The following is a 20,046-nucleotide window of genomic DNA, read 5'->3' as shown; positions in this document are numbered from 1 at the left end:
TCGCATCCCTCACTCCAGCATGCCTCGGGTGAGGGCCCGCACCGCGACGGTGCCCGGATTTTGAAGGAGGATTCATCATGGCCAATCAGCTCGCCAACGACTTCCAGTTCATCGATGTGGGTCGTCAGGACCCGCAGAAGAAAGATGCTCGCGTGCGCGCACGTGAGTTCAACGAGATCTATGCCGAGTTCAAGCCGGTAGAAGCCGCCAGCCAGGCACATCGCTGCCTGGGCTGTGGCAACCCCTACTGTGAGTGGAAGTGCCCGGTACACAACTACATTCCCAACTGGCTGAAGCTGGTCTCCGAGGGCAATATCCTCGAGGCCGCCGAGCTTTCGCACCAGACCAACTCGCTGCCGGAAGTCTGTGGTCGCGTCTGCCCGCAGGACCGTCTCTGCGAGGGCGACTGCACCCTGAATGACGGCTTCGGTGCCGTCACCATCGGCTCGGTGGAGAAGTACATCACCGACACCGCCTTCGCGATGGGCTGGCGCCCCGACATGTCCAAGGTCAGCTGGACCGACAAGCGCGTCGCCATCATCGGTGCAGGCCCGGCGGGTCTCGGTGCCGCCGATATCCTGGTGCGCAATGGCGTGCGTCCGGTGATCTATGATCGCCATCCGGAAATCGGCGGTCTGCTGACCTTCGGTATCCCGGAGTTCAAGCTCGAGAAGGGCGTGATGACGCGTCGCCGCGAGATCTTCGAAGAGATGGGCATGGAGTTCCGTCTCAACGTCGAGGTCGGGCGTGATGTGACCTTCGATGCGCTGCTCGAGGAATACGATGCCGTCTTCCTCGGTATGGGTACCTACAACGCCATGAGTGGCGGCTTCCCGGGCGAGGATCTGCCGGGCGTGCACAAGGCGCTCGACTTTCTGATCGCCAACGTCAATCACTGCCTGGGCTTCGAGAAGGACCCGGCGGATTACGTCTCCATGGAAGGCAAGAAGGTCGTGGTGCTCGGCGGTGGTGATACCGCGATGGACTGCAACCGCACCTCCATCCGCCAGGGCGCGGAAAGCGTGACCTGTGCCTACCGTCGTGACGAGGCCAACATGCCGGGCTCACGCCGTGAGGTGACCAATGCTCGCGAAGAGGGCGTCGATTTCCTCTTCAACCGTCAGCCGGTGGCAGTGGTCGGCGATGGCAAGGTCGAAGGCGTCAAGGTCGTGCGCACCCGTCTGGGTGAGCCGGATGCCAATGGCCGTCAGCGTCCGGAAGTGGTGCCGGGCTCTGAAGAGATTCTGCCGGCGGATGCCGTGGTCGTGGCCTTCGGCTTCCAGGCAAGCCCTGCGCCGTGGTTCGCCGACTTCGACATCGCCGTCGATGAGCGTGGCCGCATCGCGACCAGCGCCGAGCGTCATGCCTTCCAGACCACCAACGCCAAGGTGTTCGCTGGCGGTGACATGGTGCGCGGCTCCGATCTGGTGGTGACCGCCATCGATGAAGGTCGCCGTGCCGCTGAAGGGATTCTTGATTTCCTGGAAGTGTAAAGGTCATGTGACGTCACGCATCAGGCCCGCCACGGCGGGTCTGATGCGTTATGGCGGGTGCATCGGATGGCGACGCGAGATGGGCAGGTGGTGGCATTCAAATTGAGCCGGAGCAGCCTTTCCGCTAGACTGGCGACCCATCCTGATCCGTTCCCCCGGATCTCTCCTACAGCTCACGTTTTCGGCAGGTTTCCATGACACGATTTATCTTCGTGACGGGCGGCGTTGTGTCCTCGCTTGGCAAGGGCATCGCATCCGCTTCGCTGGCGGCTATTCTCGAGGCCCGTGGCCTCAAGGTCACCATCCTCAAGCTGGATCCGTACATCAACGTCGATCCGGGCACCATGAGCCCGTTCCAGCACGGCGAAGTCTTTGTCACCGAAGATGGCGCGGAAACCGACCTCGACCTCGGTCACTACGAGCGTTTCATCCGCTCGCGCATGACCCAGGGCAACAACTTCACTACCGGTCGCGTCTACGAGCACGTGCTGCGCAAGGAGCGCCGCGGTGACTACCTCGGCGGAACGGTGCAGGTCATCCCGCACATCACCGACGAGATCAAGCGTCGCGTGATCGCCGGCGGTGAAGGCTATGACGTCGCACTGGTCGAGATCGGCGGTACCGTGGGTGACATCGAGTCGCTGCCGTTCCTGGAGTCCATCCGTCAGCTGCGTGCGCAGCTGGGTGGCGAGCGTGCACTCTTCATGCACCTGACGCTGGTGCCGTACATCAAGACGGCTGGCGAGACCAAGACCAAGCCGACCCAGCACAGCGTCAAGGAGCTGCGCTCCATCGGTATCCAGCCGGATATCCTGATCTGCCGCAGCGAAGTCGAGATCGAGGAAAGCGAGCGTCGCAAGATCTCGCTGTTCACCAACGTCGAAGAGCGTGCCGTCGTCTCCCTGCAGGATGCCGACACCATCTATCGCATTCCGTTGATGCTCCACGAAGCCGGCCTCGATGAGATCGTCTGCGACAAGTTCCGCCTGGAGGCCAAAGAGGCCGACATGTCCGAGTGGGTCGCGGTGCTCGACGCCAAGCTCAACCCGCTCAAGACCATCAACATCGCGATGGTCGGCAAGTACATGGAGCTGCTCGACGCCTACAAGTCGCTGAACGAGGCGCTGATCCACGCCGGTATCCAGGGGCGTGTGAAGGTCAACGTCGACTTCATCGACTCCGAGGAGATCGAGCGCAACGGCACCGACCGTCTGATCGGCAAGGACGCGGTGCTGGTGCCGGGCGGCTTCGGCGAGCGTGGCGTGGAAGGCAAGATCGCCACTGCGCGCTTCGCGCGTGAGAACAAGGTGCCGTATCTGGGCATCTGCCTGGGCATGCAGGTTGCCGTCATCGAGTTCGCGCGTAACGTGGCGGGCTGGAGCGATGCCAACTCTACCGAGTTCACCCATGACACCCAGCACCCGGTGGTCGGTCTGATCACCGAGTGGCTGACGCCGGAAGGCAAGATCGAGACCCGCGACGCGGCGTCTGATCTGGGCGGCACCATGCGTCTCGGCGGCCAGGCCTGCAGCCTGCTCAACGGCTCCAAGGCGCATCAGGCCTATGGCAGCGACGAGATCGTCGAGCGTCACCGTCACCGCTATGAGGTCAACGACCAGTTCGTGCCGGCCCTGGAAGAAGCTGGCCTGATCTTCTCCGGTCGCAGCGTCGACAACTCGCTGGTCGAGATGGTCGAGCTGCCGGATCACCCGTGGTTCGTGGCATGTCAGTTCCACCCGGAATTCACCTCCACGCCGCGTGATGGCCATCCGCTGTTCACCGGCTTCGTGAATGCCGCGCTCAATCACAAGGCGGCGCGTACTCGCGGCGAGTGATAGGGTGTTGAGCGGGCGCCACCTCGGGTGGCGCCCGTAGGTCTTCTCCGCGGTGGTTGCATGTCTTGATGTTCGCCAGAGCATCCTCAGGCAGACTGCCGATGGACAACGATTTGATGGACGGTGCAGAGATGAGCAACGAACAACGCGTAATCGAATTTGCGGGTCTGCAAGTCGCCAACGATCGTCCGATGACGCTTTTCGGTGGCATGAACGTGCTCGAATCGCGGGAGCTGGCGCTGGAAGTCGCCGAGCAGTATGTCGAAGTGACGACACGCCTGGGCATGCCTTACGTCTTCAAGGCCAGCTTCGACAAGGCCAATCGCAGCTCCATGCACTCCTACCGTGGTCCCGGGGTGGAGAAGGGGCTCGAGATTCTGGCCGAGATCAAGTCGCGCTTCGGTGTGCCGATCATCACGGACGTGCATGAGCCACATCAGGCGGCAGCCGTGGCGGAAGTGGCCGATGTCATCCAGCTGCCGGCCTTCCTGGCGCGGCAGACGGACCTGGTCGTGGCCATGGCGCGCACCGGCGCCGTCATCAACGTCAAGAAGCCGCAGTTCCTCGCGCCGCACGAGATGCGCCATATCGTCGCCAAGTGCGGTGAAGCGGGCAATGACCGGATTCTGCTGTGCGAGCGTGGCTCCAGCTTCGGTTACAACAACCTGGTGGTCGACATGCTCGGCATGGCCGAGATGAAGGATAGCGGCCTGCCGGTATTGTTCGATGTCACCCACTCGCTGCAGCGCCCGGGCGGGCGAGCCGATTCCGCTGGCGGGCGTCGTGAGCAGGTCTTCGATCTGGCACGCTCCGGTGTCGCATTGGGACTGGCGGGTCTGTTCCTCGAGGCTCATCCGGACCCGGACAACGCCAAGTGTGACGGCCCCTGCGCCTTGCCGCTGGACCAGCTCGAACCCTTCCTGCGCCAGCTGCAATCGCTGGATGCGCTGGTCAAGGGCTTCGCGCCGCTGGACATTCGTTGAGCAGGACTACTGGCCGTTCACCCCTGTGTGAGCGGCCTTTTTGCACTATGGGCAAGATGCCCGTCGTGGTGTTTCAATCCCCCGTGTAGAGGACGACACAAGATGGCCAATATCGTCGAAATCCGCGCCCTTGAGGTGCTCGATTCCCGTGGTAACCCGACCGTACAGGCCGAGGTCGTGCTGGAAGGTGGCCAACGCGCCAGTGCCTGCGCTCCTTCCGGTGCCTCCACCGGTTCGCGTGAAGCGCTGGAATTGCGTGATGGCGACAAGAGCCGTTATCTGGGCAAGGGCGTGCTGAAGGCAGTCGAAGCCGTCAATGGCGCGATCCGCGAGCGCCTCGTGGGCATGGATGCACTCGACCAGCGCGCGCTGGACGATGCCATGCTGGCGCTTGACGGTACCGAGAACAAGGAATCGCTGGGTGCCAACGCGATTCTTGCCGTCTCTCTGGCGGCTGCCAAGGCGGCAGCCCAGGCCAAGGGCATCGAGCTCTACGCTCATATCGCTGAGCTCTACGGCCAGCCGGGCCAGTACTCCATGCCGGTGCCGATGATGAACATCATCAACGGCGGTGAGCATGCCGACAACAATGTCGACATCCAGGAGTTCATGGTCCAGCCGGTCGGCGCGCCGACCTTCCGTGAAGCACTGCGCACCGGCGCCGAGATCTTCCACGCGCTGAAGAAGGTGCTGCAGGGTCGCGAGCTGAGCACCTCCGTGGGCGATGAAGGTGGCTTTGCACCGAACCTGGCGTCCAACTCCGAAGCACTGGCCGTCATCAAGCAGGCCGTCAGCGATGCAGGCTACACCCTGGGCACCGATGTGACCCTGGCGCTGGATTGCGCGTCTTCCGAGTTCTACAAGGACGGTCAGTACAACCTGTCCGGCGAAGGCAAGAGCTTCGACGCACGTGGTTTCGTCGACTATCTGGCCGGCCTGGCCGCGGAATATCCGATCGTCTCCATCGAAGACGGCATGGATGAGTCCGACTGGGAAGGCTGGAAGATGCTGACCGACGAGCTGGGCGACAAGGTGCAGCTGGTCGGCGACGATTTGTTCGTCACCAACACGCGCATCCTGAGCCGTGGTATCGATGAAGGCATCGGCAACTCCATCCTGATCAAGTTCAACCAGATCGGCTCGCTGTCCGAGACCCTGGATGCGATCAAGATGGCGCAGGCTGCCGGCTTCACCGCGGTCATCTCCCACCGCAGTGGCGAGACCGAAGATACCACCATCGCCGACCTCGCCGTCGGTACCTGTGCTGGCCAGATCAAGACCGGCTCTCTGTGCCGCTCTGACCGTGTCGCCAAGTACAACCGTCTGCTGGTGATCGAGCAGCAGCTGGGTGACGTGGCTTACAACGGCCTGAAAGAGATCAAGGGTCAGTAATCGCCTGTGATGTGAGGGGCTCAGCGCCCAGCATCGCAGAGGTAACTTGCAACGGGGTCGTGCCTTCTGGCACGGCCCCGTTGTGCATTGCAGGCGATGATTGAGTGCGTTTGAGGGGGAGGCAGGAAACAGGCCGCTTTCAGGCACTGATTTCGTGTAAGCCATCTCTTACAAATCCCGCAGGACAATCGAGACACTGGCTGCGAGTTGCCTGCGGATATAAACGTATGTTCTTCGGTATCTATTTGATTTTATTGAATATATTTTCTTTGACGGCCTGTTCAGGTATAGCGGGTTAAGCGGTTTGGCTAGTTGCCTCGCCGGCGAATGCTGCCCAGAATGGCTGCATGGACGTGAGGGTGCGGCGGGACACCGCAGTCTCGGCAGGATGCCAACGGGATGATCAGAAAAGACTTGATGGCGAGACAGGACGTTTCGCCCCGCTGAGCAGGACGCTCGGCGGAAAAGGACCTGACATGGACGTCGGTAGCAGAGAGCTGCATATCTTCGCTTGAAGGAGTCAGGCGAGAGATGCCAGGGAAGCAAGGATAGCGGGCATGACACCGGAGTGTGTCAGGATCAGGATGATCCGTTGGCGATGGGAAGCGCCACACAGGCAGGAAGCACGATAACGACACGGAGTGTCGAAGAGCCCCAGGCTCCGATATGCAGTCAGGAAGCTTGCCCTTCACAGGAAGTGACGGATGACGGGACATCATCCGCGTCAGGAATGATGGGGCAGACAGCGGCAGCATCAAGTGGCAGGAAGCCACGACAAGGATGGTCGGACAAGGAATGTCGTGAGGCTGTCAGCTGCACAGGAGGGAGCGGTACAGGCAGGACGCCGGGCAATGCATGGGCAGGACAGCAGGACAGGCAAATATCTGCACTAACGGGCATTGCGGTGGGACAGCTGCGCGAGCAGTGCTGCAATGCCCGCCACGCGTGACGGTGCGCCCCGAATGACAGGATGTCGTGAAGGGCAGGGACAGCACTCAGGAGTGCGATCCAGGATGGATCGACAGGGACACGCTTGGAGCGGGCGACCTTACGGGGCCGCCCTTTTTTATGCCCGGATGTCAGGGGGCTGAGCTCCTGGCATGAGCTTGAGTCACCGACTTCAGGCACCGACTTTCGGTATCAGAGACAGAAACGGCAGCGGCTCCCGAGGGAATCGCTGCCGTTTCTGTCGTGAGAGCCGGGCTTGCCCGGTCAGGGCGGGCAAGCCACTTGCCACGTGAGATGCGGTTTGCTTGAGGGGCTTACTGCTCCAGATACTCAAGCTTGCCATCGACACCATCCCACTTCTCGGCGTCTTCCATGGCGTCCTTCTTCTCGCTGATGTTCGGCCAGACTTCGGCCAGATCGGCATTCAGCTCGATGAATTCCTTCTGGTTCTCCGGTACTTCATCTTCGGAGAAGATGGCTTCGGCGGGGCATTCCGGCTCACACAGCGCGCAGTCAATGCACTCATCCGGGTTGATCACCAGGAAGTTCGGGCCTTCGTAGAAGCAATCCACCGGGCAGACTTCCACGCAGTCGGTGTATTTGCAGCGAATGCAGTTCTCGGTGACGATGAATGCCATGCAGGTCTCCTGACGCGGATTGGCGTCTCTCTCGTAGGTCGTGGTCCAGGCGCCCACCATGTGTCGTCTCGGCGACATCATGGCCTTCAGGTTATAAGCGGCGCAGATGTTATAAGGCGTTATTCTAGTGGCGCTCTGCCGCCCCCGCAATCAGCAGGGGCGGATCGTTTTGGAATGGTGCTATGCCCGAAGGTTGCTGTCGAGCCTTGCCGCTCATTCTCGGGCCTTGCCACTCATTCTCGGGCCAGGCGCGCCAACGCTGGCTCGGTGTGACGGCGCTCAGCGCTGACGGTGCCATTCGTAGATCAGCTCCAGCGCTCGCTTGGGGCTCAGATCATCCGGGTCAAGACCATTGAGGGCCTCGACGACCGGATGCGGCGGTGCCGCGAACAGGTCATTCTGCTGCGGTACCGGCTGGCCCAGCGCATCCTCGCGTGCCACCTGCGGACGATCGACTTCCTGCTGCTCCAGGCTGGTCAGCTTCTCGCGTGCCCGCAGGATGACGCTCTGCGGCACCCCGGCCAGCTGGGCCACCTGCAGGCCATAGCTCTGGCTGGCAGGGCCTTCCTCGACGCGGTGCATGAAGACGATGCCATCGCCGTGCTCAGCGGCCGTCAGGTGCACGTTGGCGACGGCATCGGCATGCTCGGGCAGCGCCGTCATCTCGAAGTAATGGGTCGCGAACAGGGTGAAGGCACGCGTGCGCGCCAGATGCTCGGCGCTGGCCCATGCCAGTGACAGACCATCGAAGGTCGAGGTGCCGCGGCCGATTTCATCCATCAACACCAGGCTCTCGTCAGTGGCGTTGTGCAGGATGCTGGCGGTCTCGGTCATCTCGACCATGAAGGTCGAGCGTCCGCCGGCCAGGTCATCCGATGAGCCGATGCGCGTGAAGATGCGGTCCAGCGGGCCGATGCAGGCGCGCGATGCCGGCACGAAGCTGCCGGTATGTGCGAGTAGAGCGATCAGTGCCGTCTGGCGCATGTAGGTGGATTTACCGCCCATGTTGGGGCCGGTGATCACCAGCATGCGCCGCGCATCATCGAAGCGCACATCGTTGGGAACGAAGGGATGATCGCTGACATGTTCGACCACCGGGTGGCGTCCGCCTTCGATATCGATGCCCGGGGTCTCGCTGAGTTCGGGGCGCACGAAATCGAGCGCGGCGGCGCGATCGGCAAAGGCGGTCAGCACATCCAGTGACGCCAGCGCGCGGGCCGTCTGCTGCAGGCCATCCAGTTCGGTATTCAGATCATCCAGCAGGTGCTCATACAACAGCTTCTCGCGCGCCAGTGACTTGGACTTGGCGGACAGCGCCTTGTCCTCGAATTCCTTGAGCTCGGGGATGATGAAACGCTCGGCATTCTTGAGGGTCTGGCGACGGATGTATTCCGGCGGGGCCTCGGCCGATTGCGAGCGCGGCAGCTCGATGAAGTAGCCGTGCACGCGGTTGTAGCCGACCTTGAGGTTGCTCAGGCCGGTGCGCTCGCGCTCGCGGGTCTCTAGTGCGACCAGATACTGGCCGGCGTTCTCGGACAGGCCGCGATACTCGTCCAGCTCATCGTCGTAGCCATCGGCGATCACGCCACCATCGCGCAGCACCACCGGCGGATTCTCGACCAGCGCCTCGCTGAGCATCGCGGAAAGTGCCGGGAACAGGCGGATGGCATCGCGCAGGTCATCGATGGCGCTGCCTTTCTCGACGCTGGCGAGCACGGCGCGCAGCTCGGGCAGGGTGTTGAGGCCATCGCGCAGGCGTGCCATGTCACGGGGGCGAGCGCTGCGCAGCGCGACACGGGCGAGGATACGCTCCACATCGCCGATGCGCTTGAGCAGACCTTGCAGTTCGAAGGGATAGTCGCCATCCAGCAGACGTTGCACTGCCGCCTGGCGCTGGCCGATCTGGAGCTGATCGCGCAGCGGGCGGTTGAGCCAGCGCTTGAGCAGGCGTGAGCCCATCGCGGTCGCGGTGACATCCAGCACGCTGGCCAGCGTGTTGTCGCTGGTGCCGCCCAGGTTGGTATCGATCTCGAGGTTGCGACGGCTGGCGGCATCGATCACCACCGAGTCATCGCGGCTCTCGACGGCCAGCGCGGTCACGTGGGGCAGGCCGGTGCGCTGGGTGTCGCGAGCGTAGTCGAGCAAGGCGCCGGCTGCCGTGACGGCGCGCGTCAGGTGGCTGCAGCCGAAGCCGTTGAGGTCCTGGACGCCGAACTGATCGCACAGCAGGCGCAAGGCTGTCTCGTGATCGAAGTGCCAATCGCTCTGACGGGTCAGGCCCGGACGCGAGGACAGGCTGGCGGGGAGGGTACGGCTTTCGCCGACCATGACTTCGGCAGGCGACAGACGTTGGATCTCGGCCAGCAGCTCATCATCACCATTGACCTCGAGCACGCTGAAGCGACCGGAGGAGAGCTCGAGAGCGGCCAGGCCCCAGGTCTCGCCATCACGGTGCAGCGCCACCAGCAGGTTGTCGCGGCTGGCATCCAGCAGCGCCTCATCATGCAGTGTCCCCGGGGTGACGATACGCACGACCTTGCGCTCGACAGGCCCCTTGCTGGTCGCCGGGTCACCGATCTGCTCGCAGATGGCCACCGATTCGCCCATCTTGACCAGGCGTGCCAGATAGCCTTCGGCGCTGTGATAGGGCACCCCTGCCATGGGAATCGGTGAGCCGCCGGAGCTGCCGCGCGCCGTCAACGTGATATCGAGAAGTTGTGCTGCGCGCTTGGCGTCCTCATGAAACAGTTCATAGAAGTCGCCCATGCGATAGAACAGCAGCACGCCGGGGTGCTCGCGTTTGATCTTCATGTACTGCGTCATCATCGGCGTCATCTGGGGCGCGCTGTTCTTGGCCATGGCCATGGACTTCCTTGACTGCACTGCAATGGGAAAAAGCACACATGCGAGAGCACGGCATGCGGGATGCGCGATATTCTACGGACTGGCGCGGCCGGCTCCAATGCCTGTGATGTCTCATGCTCGCTGCCCTTTTCACCCGATGACCTCCACAAGGAGAAAGTTCGTGAGCCAATTGACTGGTACGACCCCTGAGGCTGCGTGCGCGAATGCCCTGGCTGAGCAGTTGCAGGCGCTGGCGGTCGCGCGCGGGGTGCGCGTCACCACCGCCGAGTCGTGCACCGGAGGCGGGGTGAGCGCGGCGATCACGGCGATTGCCGGCAGCTCCAGCTATTTCGATGCGGGCTACGTGACCTATTCCAATGCCACCAAGCAGCGCCTGTTGGGGGTCAGTGAGGCATCGCTTGAAGAGTTCGGTGCCGTCTCCGAGGCAGTCGTGTGCGAGATGGTGCGGGGCGCCTGTCGCGAAAGCGGCGCTGAGCTGGGGGTGGCGATCAGCGGTGTGGCCGGCCCCGGCGGGGGAAGTGACGAGAAGCCCGTCGGCACCGTATGGCTGGCGTGGGGGAGTGAGGCCCGCCAGCAGGCACGCTGCTGTCACTTTCCCGGCGACCGGCAGGCCGTGCGCGACGCCGCGGTGCGGGAGGCATTGCAGGGCTTGATCGAACGCGTGGAGGCCTTGCAGATCGGCACCGAACACGCGTGAGCCCGATGCAAGCCCCGCGTTGAGGGTGCTGCCTGAAAAAGCGCATCACCGGACTGGCAGAGTGACGCAACTTGCGGCATTATACTGTCCATGTATACAGGGTTTTGCCACGACACCTCAGCCGCTAGTCTGACGGTGTCTGCTCAGCTCTCAGTGACAGAATTCTCTATTCCAGGTGGCAGCCCGTGTGGCTCCGCCGTTCGACAGGAGGCCACATGGCAAAGGACGACAATCGTACCAAGGCGCTGAACGCGGCGCTGTCCCAGATCGAGCGCCAGTTCGGCAAGGGCGCCGTCATGCGCATGGGCGATGCCCCGCGTGTGGCCATCCCGTCGGTTTCCACCGGTTCTCTGGGGCTGGATATCGCACTCGGCATCGGCGGCCTGCCCTTCGGGCGCGTGGTCGAGATCTATGGCCCGGAATCCTCGGGCAAGACGACACTGACCCTCTCGGTCATCGCCCAGGCGCAGAAGCAGGGCAAGGTCTGTGCCTTCATCGATGCCGAGCACGCACTGGATCCGTCCTACGCCGAGAAGCTGGGCGTCAATCTGGACGAGATGCTGGTCTCCCAGCCGGACACCGGTGAGCAGGCGCTCGAGATCGTCGACATGCTGGTACGCTCCGGCGGTGTTGACGTCATCATCGTCGACTCCGTGGCGGCACTGACGCCGCGTGCCGAGATCGAAGGCGAGATGGGCGACTCCCACGTCGGCCTGCAGGCGCGTCTGATGTCCCAGGCACTGCGCAAGGTGACCGGTCACATCAAGAACGCCAACTGCATGGTGGTGTTCATCAACCAGATCCGCATGAAGATCGGCGTGATGTTCGGTAGCCCCGAAACCACGACTGGCGGTAACGCACTGAAGTTCTACTCCAGTGTGCGTCTGGATATCCGTCGTACCGGTTCCGTGAAGTCCGGTGATGAAGTCACCGGTAACGAGACCCGCGTCAAGGTCGTCAAGAACAAGGTCGCGCCGCCGTTCCGTCAGGCCGAGTTCCAGATTCTCTACGGCAAGGGCATCTATCACGCCGGTGAGGTGATCGACCTGGGCGTGCAGTGTGGTCTGGTCGGCAAGTCAGGCGCCTGGTACAGCTATCAGGGCAGCAAGATCGGTCAGGGCAAGGCCAATTCCGCCCAGTACCTGGAAGACAATCCCGCCATCATGGAGGAGATTGAAACCCAGATCCGTGCCCAGTTGCTGGCAGCGCCGGAAGCCAAGGAAGAGCCGAAAGAGACCGCGGCCGCCGAGAGTGAAGACGACCTGGATATCGATCTCGATTGAGGTTCGTCCAGAAGAAAGAGCAAGAGCGCCAGCCGCCAGGCTGGCGTCATCGCACCGTGTCGTTTTCGACCCGGTGAGATGATCCCAAGGCGCCCGCCCCGATGACTCGGAGGCGGGCGCCTTGCGTTCACGTCCATCGATGTCCTTCTGCTCAACCCCGGGGAGCATGACCATGCACGATGACAGCGCTGAAATGGGTGGGCCTGAGTATCAACCGCTCGACTCAGGCGCGATGACGCCGCAACGGCGTGCGCGCAATGATGCCATCGCGCGCCTGGCGCGCCGCGAGCATAGCCGCCGCGAGCTGCACGACTATCTCAAGGAGCGTGACTACCTGCGGGCGGTCAGCAATGACGAGTTGGCAGAGCGGCAAGCCGCGGGCGAGGAGGGTGCACAGGCGGCCTTGAGTCGCGATGAGGTCGAGCTGCTGATCGAGGAGGTGCTGGAGCGCATGGTCGAGGAGGGCCTGCAATCCGATGAGCGCTTTGCCGCCAGCTTCCTGCGGACGCGAGTGCTGCGCGGGCAGGGGCCGAGGCGTATCCAGCAGGAGCTGCGCCAGCGTGGTATCGATAGCGAGACGCTCAATGCCGTGATGCGTGCCGCCAGTGACCCGACGCCGGATGCCTTCGGTCATGTCGAGGCGGTGGATTTCTTCGAACTGGCGCGCGAGACGCTGGCCAGGCGCTTTTCCGGCCCCGGCGAGGGGCACAAGGAGCGCGCGCGGCGCGAGCGCTTTCTGCTCCAGCGCGGCTTCGACTATGAGCAGCTGCGCTATGCCATGGAGTCCGCCTGGAGTGATGAGGGCGAAGAAGGCTAGCTGGCGGGCGACTGTTTGGCTCTCATGACGCGCAAACCGGCGCTTCAAGACATTTCCCCCCCTTTAGCTTGCGCGAACAGGCGTTATACTAGGTCGTCTTGCGACGGCACGGGGCAGGCGCCTTCTTTCATGCTTTTCATTGCACCTCCATGCATACCCACATGGATGAATATGCAGAAACCATGCGGAAGTCATGCAGAAGACCCCCGGAGCGTCTTTACGCACATCGCTACGGAACCTCTATGAAAAGCGCAGAAATCAGAAACGCCTTCCTGACCTATTTCGAGAAGCAGGGCCATACCATCGTTCCCACCAGCTCCCTGGTGCCGAACAACGACCCGACTCTGCTGTTCACCAACGCCGGCATGGTGCCCTTCAAGGATGTCTTCCTGGGCCGTGATCCGCGTGGCTACAGCCGTGCAACCTCCGCGCAGCGCTGCGTGCGCGCCGGTGGCAAGCACAATGACCTGGACAACGTCGGCTATACCGCCCGTCACCACACCTTCTTCGAGATGCTGGGCAACTTCAGCTTCGGCGACTACTTCAAGCGCGAAGCCATCCAGTTCGCCTGGAAGTTTCTGACCGAAGAACTCGGCCTGCCGAAGGAGAAGCTGTGGGTCACCGTGCACGTCAGCGATGACGAAGCCCGTGACATCTGGTTCAACGAGGTCGGCATCGATCAGAACCGCTTCTCGCGTCTCGACGAGGACAACTTCTGGCAGATGGGCGACACCGGCCCGTGCGGCCCGTCCTCCGAAATCTTCTATGACCACGGCGAAGACGTCGCCGGTGGCCCGCCGGGCAGCCCGGACGAGGATGGCGATCGCTACATCGAGATCTGGAACCTTGTCTTCATGCAGTTCGACCGTGATGCCGAGGGCACGCTGCACCCGCTGCCCAAGCCGTCCATCGATACCGGCATGGGCCTGGAGCGTGTCGCGGCCGTGATGCAGGGCGTGCACTCCAACTACGAAATCGACCTGTTCCAGAATCTGCTGGCCGCCGCTGCCGAGATCATCGGTCACGACAACATCGCCACGCCGTCACTGCGCGTGGTGGCTGACCACATCCGCTCGTGTGCCTTCCTGATCGCCGATGGCGTGCTGCCGTCCAACGAAGGCCGTGGCTACGTGCTGCGCCGCATCATCCGTCGCGCCGTGCGTCACGGTCACAAGCTGGGGGCGCGTGGCAGCTTCTTCTACAAGCTGGTCGCGGCTCTGGACAGCGAGATGGGCGATGCCTATCCGGAACTGCGCGCCGCACGCGAGCAGATCGAACGTGTGCTGCTCAAGGAAGAGGAGCAGTTCGCGCGTACGCTGGAACATGGCATGAAGCTTCTGGAAGAAGCCATCGCTGGTCTCGAGGGCAATACCCTCGACGGCGAGACCATCTTCAAGCTCTACGACACCTACGGCTTCCCCTATGACCTGACCGCCGACATCTGCCGCGAGCGCGAGCTGATCCTCGATGAGACAGGTTTCCAGGCGGCCCTGGAAGCACAGCGTGATCGCGCCCGTGCCGCCAGCAACTTCGGCGGCGACTACTCCGCCAACCTGGTGCTGGAAGGCGAGACCGTCTTCACCGGTTACGACCAGCTGGAAGGGGAAGCCACCGTCACCTCGCTGTTCGACGCCGAAGGCAATGCCGTCGAGCAGCTCGAGGTGGACACCAAGGGCATCGTGGTACTCGATACCACCCCGTTCTACGGCGAGTCAGGTGGCCAGGCCGGTGACACCGGTTATCTGCATCTGGATGGCGGCCGCTTCCAGGTCAGCGATACCCAGAAGCAGACCGGCCATCACCTGCACCACGGTGTGCTGATCGAAGGCGCTCTCAAGGTCGGTGACAAGGTGCGTCCGCAGGTCGATGCCGAGCTGCGCGCGGCTTCCGTGCGCAACCACTCCGCCACGCACCTGCTGCACGAAGCGCTGCGTCTGGTGCTGGGCGAGCACGTTCAGCAGAAGGGCTCGCTGGTCACGGCCGAGCGTCTGCGCTTCGACTTCAGCCACTTTGAGGCGATGACGGCCGAGCAGCTGTCCGAGGTCGAGCGCATCGTCAACGCGCAGATCCTGGCCAACGCCGAGACCACCATCGAGTTCATGAGTCTCGATGAGGCCAAGGCGCGCGGCGCAGCGGCACTCTTCGATGCCAAGTATGGTGAGGAAGTCCGCGTGCTGACCATCGGTCAGGATGCCTTCTCCATCGAGCTGTGCGGCGGGACTCACGTCAAGCGCAGCGGCGACATCGGCCAGATGCACATTCTCGCCGAGACCGGCATCGCGTCCGGCGTGCGTCGTATCGAGGCCATCACCGGTCGCGCCGCGCGTGACTTCCTGCTCGCGCAGGAAGCGACTCTGGCTCGCCTCGGTGAGCGCCTCAAGGCCAAGCCGGAGCAGGTCGAAGAGCGCGTCGGCAGCCTGTTAGAGCGCAATCGCGGCCTCGAGAAGGAGCTTGAACGCCTCAAGGCCAAGCTGGCGTCCGCTTCGGCCAGCGACATGCTCAGCGACATCGCGAATGTCCAGGGCATCAAGGTGCTGGCCAAGCAGGTCGAAGGCGTCTCCGGCAAGGAGCTGCGCGGCCTGATGGATGATCTCAAGTCCAAGCTCGGCTCCGGCATCCTGGTGCTCGGCGTCGCGGACGGTGACAAGGTCAGCCTGATCGCCGGTGTCACCGACGACCTGACCTCGCGCGTCAAGGCGGGTGACCTGGTGCGCCACGTGGCCGAGCAGGTCGGTGGCAAGGGTGGCGGTCGTGCTGACATGGCCCAGGCCGGTGGCAGTGACGCCGCCTCGCTTCCGGGCGCACTGGCCGGTGTGCCATCATGGGTAGACGCCCAGCTGGGCTGACAGTACAAGATGAAGGCCGGGCTCCTCTTGGGGAGACCCGGCCTCTTTTTGGGCTCACATGAGCTTCATGTGGGGACAACGCAAACGGACACGGATAACGGAAACGCACATGGCGCTATACGTTCAGAAGTTCGGAGGCACTTCGGTCGGCTCGGTGGAGCGGATCAAGGCCGTCGCCGAGAAGGTCAAGCGATTCCGCGATGAAGGCCATCAGATTGTCGTGGTCGTCTCTGCCATGAGTGGCGAGACCAACCGACTGATCGGTCTCGCCAGCGAGATCAATGATGACCCGACACCGCGCGAGATGGACATGCTGGTCTCCACTGGCGAGCAGGTCACCATTTCCCTGCTGGCCATGGCGCTGCAGAAGATCGGCGTCGACGCGACCTCCTACACAGGGGCGCAGGTGGGAATCCGCACCGATAGCGCGCACACCAAGGCGCGTATCCAGCACATCGATACCGATGACCTGCGTGAAGACCTCGACGATGGCAAGGTGGTCGTGGTGGCAGGCTTCCAGGGTGTCGATGAAGAGGGCAACATCACGACGCTGGGTCGTGGTGGCTCTGACACCACCGGTGTCGCCCTAGCTGCCGCACTGAAGGCGGATGAGTGCCAGATCTATACCGATGTCGATGGTGTCTATACCACTGACCCGCGCGTGTGCTCCAAGGCACGTCGTCTGGAAACGGTGACCGTCGAGGAAATGCTGGAAATGGCGAGCCTGGGCTCCAAGATCCTGCAGATCCGTTCGGTGGAATTCGCCGGCAAGTACAATGTTCCCCTGCGTGTGCTGTCTTCCTTCGAGGATGGCCCGGGTACCCTGATCGTCGCTGAGGAAGAAGACAACATGGAAGAACCGCTGATCTCCGGCATCGCCTTCAATGTCAACGAAGCCAAGCTGACTCTGCTCAACACGCCGGATATCCCGGGTGTCGCTTCCAAGATTCTGGGCCCGATCGCCGATTCCAACATCGAAATCGACATGATCGTCCAGAACGTCTCTCCGGACGGCAATACCACTGACTTCTCCTTCACCGTCGCCAAGACCGACTTCAAGGCGACCCAGCGCATCCTGACCGAGACGGTGATTCCGTCCGTCGGTGGTGGCGAGATGCGCGGTGATGACAACATCGCCAAGGTCTCGCTGGTCGGTGTCGGCATGCGTTCTCACGCGGGTGTCGCCTCCAAGATGTTCCGCGTACTGGCGGAAGAAGGCATCAATATCCGCATGGTCTCCACTTCAGAGATCAAGATTTCCGTCCTGATCGACGAGAAATTCATGGAGCTGGCGGTTCGCTCCCTGCATACCGCTTTCGGGCTGGATGCAGAAGCGATCAGCGACGAGACTGCCTGAGTCTCACCACGGAGCGTGCAGCAAGGAAGTCGTAAAGACACCGACAATCAATGACTTGCCCAAGTCGTGAAGCGTCGGTGCCCAGGCCGGGGAGGTTGGTCTGGCAGACGTGCGGCACGTGAAGTCGATAGCGCCCGATGTATTTTCTGTCATTCTTCTGAATGTCAGTCTGTGCATCGGGCGCTTTCATTCAACGTGTCTATCGGGTGTGATGAAGGTATGGCATTGGCCGTCGGAGCATGCATAGCGCATAATTCGAGCTTCATGCATCAGGGTGGTCGACTTGTCCCGGTCGATCGCCGCCTCCACATCCCGTTGAAGTCCCAGCTGTTTTGAATTTCTGACAAGGAGATCAGTCATGCTCATCCTGACCCGTAGAGTGGGTGAAACTCTGATGATCGGAGACGACATCACTGTCACCGTTCTCGGAGTGAAAGGTAATCAGGTGCGTATCGGTGTGAACGCGCCCAAGGACGTTGCCGTCCATCGAGAAGAGATCTATCAGCGCATCCAGCGTGAGAAAGAAGACAATGGCGATGCCATCGCCTGACGGCATGCTGCGCCTGCACGTCGCACGACCCTGCACGACCCGATGAACGCCAGCCATTGTCCCCATGGCTGGCGTTCGCGTGTGTGGGCCTGGCGCAGGCGAGGGTGGCCCGCCTAGCTCATGAACAACGGCGTACTTACCTCCATGAGCAGCGGCTCATGCGGGGTGATGAGAGGGCGGCTTGTTCAAGTCTGTGTTCCGTAAGGGAAAAATTTGGCTTTTTTCTCAAAAAGGGGGAGACAAGCCGATTCTGGTTCGGTAATATGCCCGCTCCCTCGAACGAGACGCGACGACAGGCTAGCCATCGTCATGTTCTGGTTCATGCGGGGAGATTGCTTGGGGGCGCGCAGCCTCGAGCCTGTTGTCGAGTGGTGATGAGATGTTCAGCATCGAAGCCAAAAAATCGACACAGGGGCTGGACAAAGCCCAATCAAATGAGTAAGATATGCGCCGTACCTGATGAGGAGAGGTGGCCGAGTGGCTGAAGGCGCTCCCCTGCTAAGGGAGTATAGGGTTTATAGCCCTATCGAGGGTTCGAATCCCTCTCTCTCCGCCATTAGGTACAAATGCAGTAAGATGCGCCCTTAGCTCAGCTGGATAGAGTACCTGACTACGAATCAGGCGGTCGGAGGTTCGAATCCTCCAGGGCGCGCCACTGTAACGCAAGACATGAAGTTGGAAAGACGCAGTACTCGCACGTTAAAGTCCTGAGGACATTTGAAATGCTCAGGCCACAGATTTCAAGGTTTATGCGCCCTTAGCTCAGCTGGATAGAGTACCTGACTACGAATCAGGCGGTCGGAGGTTCGAATCCTCCAGGGCGCGCCAATTGAAAAACCCGCTTCACTGAAGCGGGTTTTTCTTCGTCTGAAGAAAAGTCAGGCAATGAAAGAAGCCAGGCTTTGAGGCAAGGTTCTGAAACAAGGCTCTGAGGCAAGTCTATGAGGCAAGGTCAGCGCCGAGTGACCGCTGCCTGCACGGCCCCGATCCCCGCATTGCTGACGATCTGAGTGTTCTACCGCTTTCCTTGACTGTGATGTCACGCCTTCGGGCGGACGATCGCCAGGGCGCCCTTTTCGCGAGGGGCGCCCTTTTTTTGGTTCACTGATCGAGGCCGCGAACGGATCGGGTGTTGGCCGGTGCTGATGTTCCGGTTTCGGTTTCGGTTCCGGCTCCGGTTCAGGTGCAGGCTCAGGCCGGGGTGGTCGCGGCTTCCGTTTCCGATGCCTGGGGCGATTCCGATGTCTGAGGCGATTCTGGTGCCTGAGCCGGTTCCGGCATGCGAGTCACTGAGGTGAGAAGACTCGGCGCCAGCTCCAGCGCAGTGCCGGCCACCAGGCCGGTGAAGAACTCGGCACGCCCCTTGTGGCGCTTGATGGCCTGGAAACGGCTTTCGGCTTCCGCGTTGCCGCTCTGGCGCATCATGTTCATCCACTGCTTGAGCAGCGGCACCATCACCTTGTCGGGGAGGTGGGCGCAGCGCTCAGCATGGGAGAGCAGCACCTGCGCACGCTGTGTCCAGTCCGTCTCGGGCAGCAGCTCGCCGGTCGCCTGCCAATGCTTGATGCGCGCCGCCAGGAAGGGGTCAGACAGGGCGGCACGCCCCAGCATGACATCGCGACAGCCGGACAGGGAGCGCGCCCGCCAGTAGCAGTGCATATCCCAGATATCGCCATTGGCGACCACCGGAATGGAGAGCTCGGAGGTGATCTTGCCGATCCATTCCCAGTGCGCCGGCGGGCGATAGCCTTCCTGTTTGGTACGCCCATGTACCACCAGCTGAGTCGCGCCGCCTGCCTCGGCCGCCTGAGCGCAGGCCAGCGCCAGGCGCCGATCGTTGAAGCCGAGACGAATCTTGGCGGTGACCGGTACGCCCGTCCCCTCGAGTGCCTTGCGCACCCCTTCGACCGCGCGGAAGACGCGTTCCGGCGAGCGCAGCAGCGCAGCCCCGCCATCATGTCGGTTGACGGTCTTGGCCGGGCAGCCGAAATTGATATCGACGCTTGGCGCACCCAGACGCGCGGCGACGCGGGCATTGATGCCCAGTGCCTCGGGGTCGGCCCCCAGCAGCTGCAGGGCGACCGGGGTCTCGTGTCGTGTTCGTGCCGTCTGTGTCGGGGAGGCGTCGAGCAGCTCCGGACAGATGCGCTTGAAGACGCGCGGCGGTAACTTGACGTGGGTCACGCGCACGAATTCCGTCACGCACCAGTCGTAGCCGCCAAGGCCAGTGAGACATTCGCGCGTGATGTCATCTATCACGCCTTCCATCGGCGCGATGCCGATGCGGCCGGCCCGCGCGAGGGCCTGTGGGGTCAACGATGGTGTCATTGCAATTGCCGTGG

Annotated in this window: 13 protein-coding genes and 3 tRNA genes; 13 read left to right on the top strand and 3 right to left on the bottom strand. The window is 62.3% G+C overall.

Going from position 1 to position 20,046, the window contains the following annotated elements; genetic code table 11:
* Positions 1-77: 77 nt before the first annotated feature.
* The 4 genes from H2O77_RS15725 (at position 78) to eno (ending at position 5,703) form a co-directional block, all read left to right on the top strand.
* Positions 78-1,493 (top strand): FAD-dependent oxidoreductase, encoded by a 1,416-nt coding sequence (locus H2O77_RS15725; RefSeq protein ID WP_043332950.1) that lies wholly within the window; start codon positions 78-80, stop codon positions 1,491-1,493.
* Positions 1,494-1,687: 194 nt separating this feature from the next.
* The gene (locus tag H2O77_RS15720) at positions 1,688-3,328 is read left to right on the top strand and encodes a CTP synthase (protein ID WP_043332948.1); all 1,641 of its coding nucleotides are present in this window, start codon (positions 1,688-1,690) and stop codon (positions 3,326-3,328) included.
* A 131-nt stretch (positions 3,329-3,459) separates the two neighbouring features.
* Positions 3,460-4,311: a 3-deoxy-8-phosphooctulonate synthase gene (gene kdsA / locus H2O77_RS15715; protein ID WP_215823511.1), complete on the top strand. Its 852-nt coding sequence runs from the start codon at positions 3,460-3,462 to the stop codon at positions 4,309-4,311.
* Positions 4,312-4,413: 102 nt separating this feature from the next.
* A complete protein-coding gene (gene eno, locus H2O77_RS15710; RefSeq protein WP_043332946.1) occupies positions 4,414-5,703 on the top strand; it encodes a phosphopyruvate hydratase in 1,290 nt (429 codons plus the stop codon).
* 1,262 nt (positions 5,704-6,965) lie between these two features.
* Here eno and fdxA read toward each other — a convergent pair.
* Together fdxA and mutS are read right to left on the bottom strand one after the other, a co-directional pair.
* Positions 6,966-7,289 carry a ferredoxin FdxA gene (gene fdxA, locus H2O77_RS15705; protein WP_043333067.1) on the bottom strand — a complete coding sequence of 108 codons (324 nt, stop codon included), beginning with the start codon at positions 7,287-7,289 and terminating at the stop codon, positions 6,966-6,968.
* Positions 7,290-7,568: 279 nt separating this feature from the next.
* Entirely contained in the window at positions 7,569-10,148 is a 2,580-nt protein-coding gene (mutS, locus tag H2O77_RS15700; protein WP_054556557.1) for a DNA mismatch repair protein MutS, read from the bottom strand.
* Positions 10,149-10,362: 214 nt separating this feature from the next.
* Here mutS and H2O77_RS15695 point away from each other — a divergent pair, with 214 nt between their 5' ends.
* The 9 genes from H2O77_RS15695 to H2O77_RS15655 all read left to right on the top strand — a co-directional run bounded on the left by H2O77_RS15695 (position 10,363) and on the right by H2O77_RS15655 (position 18,532).
* Complete coding sequence (locus tag H2O77_RS15695; RefSeq protein WP_240548816.1) at positions 10,363-10,851, top strand: CinA family protein; 489 nt, start codon at positions 10,363-10,365, stop codon at positions 10,849-10,851.
* A gap of 215 nt (positions 10,852-11,066) precedes the next feature.
* Entirely contained in the window at positions 11,067-12,134 is a 1,068-nt protein-coding gene (gene recA, locus H2O77_RS15690) for a recombinase RecA (protein ID WP_043332943.1), read from the top strand.
* Between the two features lie 232 nt (positions 12,135-12,366).
* On the top strand, positions 12,367-12,951 hold the full coding sequence (locus H2O77_RS15685) for a regulatory protein RecX (protein WP_215824643.1): 585 nt from the start codon (positions 12,367-12,369) through the stop codon (positions 12,949-12,951).
* Between the two features lie 242 nt (positions 12,952-13,193).
* The gene (gene alaS, locus H2O77_RS15680; protein ID WP_215823510.1) at positions 13,194-15,797 is read left to right on the top strand and encodes an alanine--tRNA ligase; all 2,604 of its coding nucleotides are present in this window, start codon (positions 13,194-13,196) and stop codon (positions 15,795-15,797) included.
* A 109-nt stretch (positions 15,798-15,906) separates the two neighbouring features.
* The gene (locus H2O77_RS15675; RefSeq protein ID WP_043332939.1) at positions 15,907-17,154 is read left to right on the top strand and encodes an aspartate kinase; all 1,248 of its coding nucleotides are present in this window, start codon (positions 15,907-15,909) and stop codon (positions 17,152-17,154) included.
* A 358-nt stretch (positions 17,155-17,512) separates the two neighbouring features.
* The gene (gene csrA / locus H2O77_RS15670) at positions 17,513-17,704 is read left to right on the top strand and encodes a carbon storage regulator CsrA (RefSeq protein WP_043332937.1); all 192 of its coding nucleotides are present in this window, start codon (positions 17,513-17,515) and stop codon (positions 17,702-17,704) included.
* 463 nt (positions 17,705-18,167) lie between these two features.
* A tRNA-Ser gene (locus H2O77_RS15665) sits at positions 18,168-18,260 on the top strand.
* A 22-nt stretch (positions 18,261-18,282) separates the two neighbouring features.
* Positions 18,283-18,359: transfer RNA gene (locus tag H2O77_RS15660), tRNA-Arg, on the top strand.
* Between the two features lie 96 nt (positions 18,360-18,455).
* Positions 18,456-18,532 (top strand) — tRNA-Arg (locus H2O77_RS15655).
* 363 nt (positions 18,533-18,895) lie between these two features.
* On the opposite strand, the gene H2O77_RS15650 is transcribed toward H2O77_RS15655, so the two are convergent.
* Complete coding sequence (locus H2O77_RS15650) at positions 18,896-19,972, bottom strand: tRNA-dihydrouridine synthase family protein (protein WP_215824642.1); 1,077 nt, start codon at positions 19,970-19,972, stop codon at positions 18,896-18,898.
* Positions 19,973-20,046: the final 74 nt, after the last annotated feature.

Origin of the sequence: Cobetia sp. 4B (genome assembly GCF_018831605.1) — a bacterium.
Taxonomy (GTDB): domain Bacteria; phylum Pseudomonadota; class Gammaproteobacteria; order Pseudomonadales; family Halomonadaceae; genus Cobetia; species Cobetia amphilecti.
This window is presented reverse-complemented; position numbering and strand designations above follow the sequence as displayed.